The following is a 10,187-nucleotide window of genomic DNA, read 5'->3' as shown; positions in this document are numbered from 1 at the left end:
GAGCATGGCGCCCTTGGGCGTGCCGGTGGAGCCGGAGGTGAAAATGACGTAGGCCAGCGAGTCCGGCGTAATGGCGGCGGGCGTGAGATTTGCCTCAGCGAGTTCGCCGATTCCGTTGAGATCAATGACGCGGCCTCCCGGCAATGCCGGAATCCGTTCGATCAATGAGGAGGATGCGACCACGCAGCGGCAGCCGCTGCCCTCGAGCATCTGGCGGATGCGCTCGGCGGGAAAGTCCGGATCGACAGGCACGTAGGCCGCACCTGCGCGAAGGATACCCAGCAGTCCGACCAGCAGGCCGGCATCGCGGTGCGACATCAGCGCCACTGTCGACTCCGGCGGCAGCCGACCGCCGGCGTGAAGTTCCTGGGCGAGGCCATTGGCGCGCCGATTCAGCTCTGCATAGCTCATCGCGACACCATCGGCGATCAGTGCCGTGGCATTCGGATCTTTTGCAAGCTGCGCATCGAAGGCTTGCAGCAAGGTGCCGTGTACCGGCACCGGGCCGCCGCTGCCGAGGGACAAAAGCCGCTCGCGCTGCTGCGTGTCCACCAGTTCCAGTTCGTTCACCGGCTGTTCAAGCATATCGGGTGCCTGGCTCAGCAGGCGGACATACGCATCGAGGATGGCCTGCGCGCCAGCCTGCGAAAACAGGTCGACATCGTACTCGCAGCGCATGGTCAGTTCGCCTTCGGCTTCGACCACTTCCATGGCCAGGTCAAACATCGCCGCATGCCGGGACACGTCCGCCGGGGCGCACTCCAGGCCCGCCATGCGATAGACCCGGTCGTTACCGTCCTCGTAGATGAACATGGTATCGAACAGCGGATTGCGCGAGGTGTCGCGCGGCAATTCGAGGGATGCAATGAGAGCTTCCAGCGGATAGGCCTGATGCCCAAGCGCTTCGAGAAACGATTTGTGGCAGGCGCGGGCGCTGGCGGCAAGGCTTTCATTTGGAGTGGACCGCATGCGCAGAGGCAGGGTAGCCGCCAGCATGCCGACCGTATTCCGGAAGCGCGGCTCGGCGCGTCCGCCTACCGGCAGGCCGATCACCAGGTCGTCTTGCGCCGAGATCCGATGCAGCAGCGTCGCGTAAAGCGTCAGCAGCAAGGGAAAGACAGTCATTTTCGACGCGCGCGCCGCTGCCTTCAGGCGCGATGTCGCTGCGCTGTCCAGCTTGGCCAGCAGGTCCGCGCCGCGATGCCGCCGCCGGGCGGGGCGGGGGTAGTCGAGCGGCAGCTGCAGCGGTTGCGGCAGGCTGTCGAACCGGGATTTCCAGTATTCGGCATCGCGCCGGCAGGCGTCGGATGACAGGTATCCGGCCTCGCTCATGGCGTAATCGATCATGCTTGCGCCAGGCTTCGGCAGCGGCTGTCCGCCATAGCCCGCCATCAGTTCCTGCGCCAGGATGTTGAGCGACAAGCCATCGACGACGATATGGTGCGCATCCATGATAAGGATGTGGTCGCTGTCATCCAGCTTCATCAGGCCGGCCCTGAACAACGGTCCCGTCTTCAGATCAAAAGGCTGCACGAAGGAATCCAGCCGCTGCGAAGCTTCCGCCGCATCCGCCTCGATCGGCTCGATTCGAAGCTGCATCACCGGATCGACCTTTTGCACCAGCGCATCGCCTTCAATCGCGAAACGGGTGCGCAACGCGGGATGGCGCGCGGCGAGGTCGGCGAGGACCTGTTCGAGCCTGCTGCGGTCCAGGGCGCCGCGCAGGCGTATGGCCAGCGGAACGTTGTACACGACGCTCGGCCCTTCGATTTCGGCCAGCGCGAACATGCGGCGCTGCGCAGATGCGGCAGGACCGGCATTCTGGCTGATCGCATTGCCGCCGCCTGCCTGCGGATTGCCGCCGGATGAGGGAGGCTTTCCGCCGGAACCGTCCGACCGGAATTCGAAACCGGCCGCGCGCAATTCCAGCACGGCTTGCTTCATGCACTCGATCAGGTGATCGACTTCCTCATCGGTGTGAGCGAAGGACAGGAAGCAGATGCGGCGCTCCCACACATAAATGCTGCGCAGATTCAGCAGCAGGAAGAACAGATCGAGTTCCACCGGCTGCATGATGCTGCTATAGCGGCCGGTGCCGTCGATACGGAATAGCGAACCGAAATGGCTCATGTTCAGCGGCACGGCTTCGCTTGCAAACCATGCGTTGATGGTATCGGCCAGGCGGGCTGTACGCGCATTGAGTTCCTGGTATCCCTGCAACCCGGTCTGCTCGATGAATTCGAGTGAAGCCTTGGCCGCCGCCAGAGCCAGCGGATGCTTTACATAGGTGCCGCCGAAATAGATGACATCGCTCTCCGGCTTGGAATCGTCCCCATAACGCCATGCGCCGCCGTCAACCACGTCCATGAAGCGCGCGGAGCCCGCGACGACCGACAGCGGCAAACCGCCGCCGACAATCTTGCCGTAGGTTGCCAGATCCGCCTTGATGCCATAGAAGGCCTGGCCGCCGCCGGGGAGAATACGGAAGCCGGTGATCATCTCGTCGAAAATCAATGCGGCGCCGGCCTGCTCGGTGATGCTGCGCAACTGCCGGAGGAAGTCGGCGGGATGAAAGCCCGGGCGGCGCGACTGCACCGGCTCCACCAGCACGGCGGCGATTTCGCCGGCCTGCTGGCGCAGCGCGGCCAGCGCTTCGTCGGTGCCATAGTTCAGGATGACGAGGTCATCGACCATGCCCTGCGGAATGCCGGCGGCAATCGGGTGGACCGCTCCCTTGTGTTCCACGCCGAGCACGCCGTCCCAGGTGCCGTGATACGCACCGTTGAAGATCACGACCTTGCTGCGGCCCGTCACGGCGCGCGCGATGCGCACCGCCATCATGACGGCTTCAGCCCCGGTATTGCAGAATGTGGCGCGCTCCATGCCCGTGATGCGGGAGAAACGCTCCGCGACCTCGGAAGCGAGCGCGGTCTGCGGACCGATCGCGAAATTCGCATCGACCTGGGCATGCACGGCACGCGTCACGCATTCCGGCGCATGACCGAGCAGGGCGATACCGCAGCCCATGGTGACATCCAGAAAATCGTTGCCGTCGATATCGATGAAATGCGAGCCTTTCGACTTCTCCGCAACGATCGGGTACATCATTTCCTTGAGCGTGTACCGGAAGCTCAAGGTGTTCTTCCAGTCGGCCAGCGTATCGCGAGTGCGATCCGCCAGTGCCTTGGAGCCGGGAGTACGTGCCGAATAACGGCGCGCGAGTTCGTCGACAAACGTTTTTTGCCCTGGCGTCAGCTTGTCGCTGTCAAGTTTGAGCGAGCGAAAGTTCGGGGTGCCGGCTTTTCCGGCCGGCTTGGCGGCCGGAACGGAAATCTCCGAGCTTGTTCGAACGGTGCTGGATGCCGCTGGCACCGACGGTACAGCCGCAGGTACAGCAACAGCGGTTGCCTGGAATGCGGCCGGCGCGCCTGCGAGTAGCGCATTCTGTTCGCTGATCAGTCGCGACATCGACTCCAATTGCTGCGACATCAGCTTCGCAAGATCACCCTGAACGGCAGCTGCGCTGCCGGCTGCGAACATGGTTTCGGAAGCCGCCGCAACCGGCCTATTCGGCAACGTCGCCGGGTTTGCGTGCAATTGAAGTGAAGGTTGCGCCTGCATCCGTGCCGCAGCCACTGTCGCGGCCGGGGTTGTCGGAGGCAGAGTTGCGGGAGCAGCGCTGCTGACCGGAACCACTTCCGCCAGCCGCGCCACGCTGTCGAGGTCGCCGTAGAAGTCCGCCATGTCTATATCCAGCGCCAGCTTTTCCGACAGCAGCGTCTTCATCTGTACCAGCATCAGCGAATCGAGGCCGAGATCGATCAGTGCCGCATCCGGGTCAATGTCTTCCTGTGCCAGGCCGGTCAGTTCGGCGACCATTGCGCGTATTTCCCGCAGTGCTGATTCGGCGTCGGCACGGGGCACAGGCGTGCTGTTGGTGGACGAAGCATGAACTTCTGCTGCCATCTCGAAATCCTTTTTCATGACATTGGCAATAAATACTGTCTGGCCGGCATCCGTGTTGAACGGATCGGGCTGCACATCGAATCCTGCGCGACCGAGCGCGTCGGTCCATTGAGCGTGCGAGAGAACCGGCGACGAGGCGCCTTCCCGCACCGAATCGGTAAAGCGCCACCAGCCGTCGGTCAGGCCAAAGATCAGGTGAATGAATGGCTGGAGTTCGGTTTGCTCGTTCAATACCAGCGCACCGCCCGACGCGGTAAGCCAATGCACGTGCTCCAGCGTGACGCCGATGTCGCTCGTTGCATGCAGTACGTTGTTGGCAATCACCAGATCGGCCTCACCCTCGCTGAAGCCTTGCCGGCAAGGATGCTGTTCGATATCAAGCCGTTCAAATCTCAACTGGCCAAAGCGTTTGCGCGCACGCGCGAGGAAGGCCGGACTGATATCGGTGAAGCAATAATCGATCGAAGCATGGCGGGGCAACGCGGCAAGGATTGCCGACGTGGATGCGCCGGTACCCGCACCGATCTCGAGAATGCGCAGGCGGCGTTCCGGCATGCCCGCCACCAGGGCGCTGCAGAGGTCGGCAACGACATTGGCAACATGGCCGTTGAATTTGTCCTGCACCTCATTGTTCGCATAGACCGACGCGACCCGCTCCATGCTGCCATTGGGGAACAGGATGGTCATCGGATCCAGCCGTGCCGTCAGGATGTCGACGTATCCGTTCAAGCATGCGTCGAGCAATTCCAGGCAGCCAGCCAGGCTTGGGTGCGCGCTCAGGAAGCGCTTTTGCTCCTCGGCCAGGTGTACGGCGCTCCTGCCCATGGTCGGTGGAAGTTCGTTCTGCACGATGCGGCCGTTGCGCTCGATGAAGAAGCCCGCATCGGTCAGCAAGCGCAAACAACTTGCGAAATGCCTGCGCCAACATTCCTCCACCTGATGTGCGTCCGTCAGGCCGGCATCGTGCAGCAGCGAAGATAATTTGCAAAGCGCAAATCGGTTGAGCCAGGCGTACGGAGATATTTCCGGCACGACTGCATCGCGCGTCTCGGGTGAAGCCGTGCCCGGCAAGACCGGCTGCCTCCAGTGGCGTCGGCGCTGGAACGGATAGGCGGGAAGGTCCGCCCGTCGGCGCCCGGCGGGCGGATCGAATGCCGACCAGTCCACATCATGTCCAAGCGCAGCCAGGGCTGCCAGCGCACCGCCCATGCTCAGATTGCCGTCGCGATGACGTTCTTGTGTGGCAATCCAGGTCTGCTGGAGGTTGCTCTCCCGGTTTTTCCCCAGCGGCGTCAGCACTGCGGCCGGGCCGATCTCGATGAATGTGCGGCATCCTTCGTTTTCGAGCGCGTCCAGAGCGTCGGAGAAGCGCACCGGAGACACGATCTGCCGTGCCCAGTAGCCGATATCAACCCCCGTCTCGGACAAGTCGCTGCAGTCCAGTGTCGAAATCCAGCGGATTCTTGCTTTCCTTGAAGCGGGTGCAGTCAAGGATGCAAACGCATCGGCCGCGGGCTTCATCAAGGGCGAATGAAATGCGTGGGATACCACCAGTTTCTTCGCCCTCGCTCCCGGCGCGCCCAAGCGAGAGAGCACCGCGTCGAGCGCATCGGATTCACCCGAGAGGACAATCATGCGTTTGCCATTGATGGCGGCAATCGCGACTCGCTCACGGTATTCGCCGATCGCGCCATCGGCGGTTTCGGCATCGACCTGCACCGCGGCCATGGCGCCTCCGGGAGGCAGGCTCGCCATCAGGCGGCCGCGCTCCACCACCAGTGCCAGCGCCTCCTCCAGTTCAAGCGCTCCGCTGCAGACGCTGGCCGCGAACTCGCCAATGCTGTGGCCGACGACGCGATCCGGCTTGATGCCCCACGATGCAAGCAACGCGACAATGCCGCACTGCATCGCAAAAATTGCCGGCTGCGCAACATCGGTGGATTCGAGCAATGCGGCATTTGCGTTCGCATCGAGCACGAGGGCCAGCATGCCGGGATGGCCGGCCGAAATGAGCGCGGCCTCGCAACGGTCCAGTACCTCGCGGAACCTGGGCTCACTTTCATACAGCGCCCGGGCCATGCCGGGATGCTGGCAACCCTGGCCGGTAAAAGCGAAAACGAGCGGCCCGCTTTCGCCTTCGCCGGTAAAGAGCTGCGCACCTGCCTTCTGCTCCTTCACCCATTGTTGCAGCAGGCCCGCGATTTCGTGACCAGGTGCTGCCACGGTAACGCGACTGGGAAAATGGGTTCGCGAAAGATGAGTGGAGCACGCAAGATCAGCCACCCCCGCCGCGTCGAGCCGACCGAGGCGTTGGGCATAAGTCTGCGCCAGGCTGCGCAGAGAATCGCTGTCAGGCGCGCTCAGTGCCAATACCTGTACGGGGCGGACGGCCGCGGCCTCATGCGGCTTCGCGCGTTCCAGGACGGCATGAGCATTGGTGCCGCTGAATCCGAACGAACTGATTCCGGCAATATGGCGGCCGCCCCGCTCGGGGAACGGCTGATTGCGATCGGCCACTTGCAGCGGCAGATTTTCCCAGTCCATATGGGCATTGGGCTTGCGGAAATGCAGGTTGGCCGGAATCCGATCGTTTTCCAGTGCGAGAACCGTCTTGATTACCGCGCCAACGCCTGCCGCGGCTTCGAGATGTCCGAGGTTCGACTTGAGTGACCCGACCAGTATCCTGTCCTGCGGCGAACGCTGGGGCGAAACGGCTGCGACAATCGCCTCCAGTTCGATAGGATCGCCGATCGGCGTGCCGGTGCCGTGCGCTTCCAGATAACCTATATCCGCAGGAGTCACTCCGGCCTGGTGCCATGCCTTGCGCAGTACCTTCTGCTGGGCGGCGCCGTTAGGCGCGCTGAATCCGCTGCTCGCGCCATCCTGGTTCACCGCCGACCCGAGCACCCGGGCCCTGACGCGCCCACCGGCGCGCTCGGCGTCGGATTCACGCTGCAGCACGATGATTCCGCAACCCTCTGCCCGTACGTAACCGTCAGCGGAGTCATCGAATACATGGCAGCGCCCCGTCGGCGACATGATGCCGGCTTTCGAGAAATAGACGAACAGGTGAGGGGTCAGCATCGCGTTGACGCCGCCGACCACTGCGATTTCGCACTCGCCTGCCTGCAATGCCTGGCAAGCCAGATGCAGGGCAACGAGGGAGCCGGAGCAGGCCGTGTCGATGGCCAGGTTGGGGCCTTCCCATCCAAAAAAATACGACAGTCGACCCGCTGCGGTGCAACTCATCGTGCCGGCTCCGGCGTAGGGATCGAGCGACTCGATGTCGTGATACAGGGTTGAATTCTTGTAGTCGTCGGTTGAAATGCCAATATAAACCCCGACTTGCCGGCCTTTGAGCTCCGCCACCGAAAAGCCGGCGTTCTCGATCGCTTCCCACGTGACTTCAAGCAAAAGGCGCTGCTGCGGGTCGAGCGCGCTGGCTTCCTTGGGCGTCATGCGGAAATGCCTCGCGTCGAAATCGCGCAGGTCCTGGCTGGCAATGAAACTGCCCCAGCGCGTGACGCTGCGGCCTTTTTCGCCGCGTTCCGCGCTATAGAAAGCGTCTGCATCCCAGCGTTCGGATGGAATGTCGGTGACAGGGTCGGTACCGGAAACCAGCATGTCCCACAAGGCATCCGGATTGTCTGCCGTGCCCGGGAAGCGGCAAGCCATTCCGACAATACCTACCGGTTCGTCATGGCGAGCCCTTGAGGAGTGCCGCTCCGCATTGCCATCCGGTGTTGCCAGTCCTTCGATCATGGCGGCTGGCGTGGGATAACGGTAGGGCAGAGTGACGGACAGCGGCCTGCCAAGACGCGTTGACAGTTCACTCATGAACCGGGTGATCAATAGCGAAGTGAATCCCAGTTCGGACCATGTCATTGCCCGGGTGGCGTCGCTTGGCCATGCAGCGCCGGTCATGTCGGCAATGAGTTCCTCCAGCGCGTCCTTCAGCGCCTGCATGTCGATTCCAGTCCCGGCGCCTCGTTGTGCTTGTGATGCTTGTTGCGTTTGCGGCCAGACAGGTTCGTCGTCACCGCGCTTAAGCGTCGCCTCGAAGCTCAATGCCTGATTGTCAATGCCGGCGATGGAAGCCAGGTGCTGGAGCAGGGCGGGATGCGGGCTGACTTCGATGCAACGGTTGATGCCGTCTTCGAACATCTTGCGTGCGGCCGCGGGAAATTGCACGGTCCGGCGGATATGGCGAGCCCAGTAATCGGCGGAGAAGTCGCCTTCCAGTGCCAGGCCGCCGCGCAGCGAAGAATAAAAGGCCTTGGAACCGGGCAGTGGTCGAATGCCCGCGATGCGCGCCTTGAAATCATCGAGATGCGGTTCTACCGCGCGGGTATGGAATGGGATGCGGATGCTGAGCAGGCGGGTATCGATACCGTCTGTCTTGAGCATTGCATCGAATGCGGAAATGGCATCGGGAGGCCCGGCAACGACAACAGCCTCGTCGGAATTGATTGCCGCAATCTCGAGAGGCGTCTTCGATTGGGCAATGCGGGAAGCCACCGTCTCCGCATCGAGCGGAACATGCAGCATCGCACCGGGGGTGACGGCGGCAATCAAGCGGCTATGCGCCGCAACCAGCACGACGGCATCTTCAAGGCTCAGCGCGCCGGCGCAGACAGCGGCGGCAACTTCGCCGGCGCTATGGCCGATGACGGCCTCGGGCCGCAGGCCTCGGTGCAGCAGGCACCGTGTCAGGCCAATCTGAATGGAAAAAATTGCCGGATGTGCAACTTCTGGCTGGTCCAGGCTGACTTTCTTTTCACGTCCCGAGAGCAAATCCAGCAACGACCAGTTCTGCAGCGGCGAAAGCAGGGCATCGATTTCAGTCACTGCGGAGCGAAAGATTGCATCATGTGCCAGCAGCGATGCTCCCATCCCGATCCACTGTGTCCCGATGCCCGAGAACACTAATGTAATCTTTTCTGTCATTGTTATTCCGTCTCCCGGCCCAAATTTGTCCGGTTGTCTTCGCTTAGGCAGAGGACACGGATTTTCCATCCACGATTTACCGCCTTGCAGAACTGCGGCCTTCCCATGCTGCTGCTCCCTGCTTGCAGAGCACAAACAAGTCAGGCGAGTATAAAATTTCCCGCTAGGAATAACAATTGAAAATCAGCGAATTGACTGAAACTTGCACATTTGTGCACCTGCACAAAATTTTCGCCGTACTTTGCCAAAAGGCGTTTTGTCAAAATTTGTAAGTTCCGGGTTACGCCGCCAAGCGAAGCACCGTGATGTGGCCACAATGCCCAAGAATTGCCAGAGCGCCTACATAATCCGTCCCAATCGGAATATCGCACACTGTCCAATCCGTTACACGAGTCCCCGGCGGCGCAATGCGCATCCAACCCGATGCTTGCGCATCCGTCGCGACTGCGTAACTATTCAGTGGAAGTGACAATCCCGTACCCCCTGCCTTGGCGATAGCCTCCTTCCTACTCCAGCATCGCATTACCGCAGTTGTATCAAACTCATTGCGCAGATTGGAAATTTCCAGAGGATGAAAGTTCGGGATGATGTCGTTGGCATCTTGCAGTGCCAGCGTTGACTCGACATCAATGCCAACGTCTTTGCGCGGAGATACGGCAACCCAGACCTGGTTTCCTGAGTGGCTGATGTTGAAACCAAAATCGCAGGCGGGTACAGGCTTGCCCCATGCGTTCACCGGAATTGGAGCGTGAAGATCCATGTCTGCGTAATTCGCCGCTGTACGGCGCAGCATCGCTCGGCCCAACAAATAGCGAAGGCCGTCCTTCATGTGAAGGAATCGGCCCGCACGCTCGTGTTCATCTTTAACAGTGAATGCCAGTGCGGCTTGGTACAGTGCGTGCGAAATTCTCCAGTCGATAGCCAATCCGATGCATACGGCATCATCCTCAACGAGCGCTGGAAACGCGAAATCCAGTGGTGTTGCCGTTTTTACCTGCAGTTTGAATTGACGAAAAGATGGCATGGAGCAGAAGATTGGAGCTAATTATTCTAAATTTTCCCTATCACTCAAGAACTTAAGGGTCTATCCATTCTGGAGATGCCGTCCTTTCGCTGCAATCACAGCCATCAATTTGTCGATGCCAAGTTCGATGCTATAGCACAGTCCCGAAGTATGCAAAAAATAGATTCTTTTGCGATAAGGAAGTCAGCGTGAGAGAAAGCGAACAGTATCAGGCGTGCCCTGTTTTTTGGTGCGGTTTAAGACGGTAGGC

General features: G+C 61.1%; 2 protein-coding genes. Both read right to left on the bottom strand.

Annotated elements, in window-relative coordinates; genetic code table 11:
- The coding region (locus RY831_RS30560) for an aminotransferase class III-fold pyridoxal phosphate-dependent enzyme (protein ID WP_326510091.1) at nt 1-8,913 on the bottom strand (8,913 nt) is incomplete at its 3' end.
- A 280-nt stretch (nt 8,914-9,193) separates the two neighbouring features.
- On the bottom strand, nt 9,194-9,937 hold the full coding sequence (locus tag RY831_RS30555; protein ID WP_326510090.1) for a 4'-phosphopantetheinyl transferase family protein: 744 nt from the start codon (nt 9,935-9,937) through the stop codon (nt 9,194-9,196).
- Nucleotides 9,938-10,187: the final 250 nt, after the last annotated feature.

It is taken from the genome of Noviherbaspirillum album (assembly GCF_035916955.1).
Classification (GTDB): Bacteria; Pseudomonadota; Gammaproteobacteria; order Burkholderiales; family Burkholderiaceae_D; genus Noviherbaspirillum; species Noviherbaspirillum album.
Note: the sequence above shows the minus strand (reverse complement) of the source record. Positions and strands in the feature narration are given on the sequence as shown.

What these genes read in the sequence shown, in the direction of transcription:
- RY831_RS30555 (WP_326510090.1), bottom strand. Translation starts at nt 9,937, where the DNA reads ATGCCATCTTTTCGTCAATTCAAACTGCAGGTAAAAACGGCAACACCA.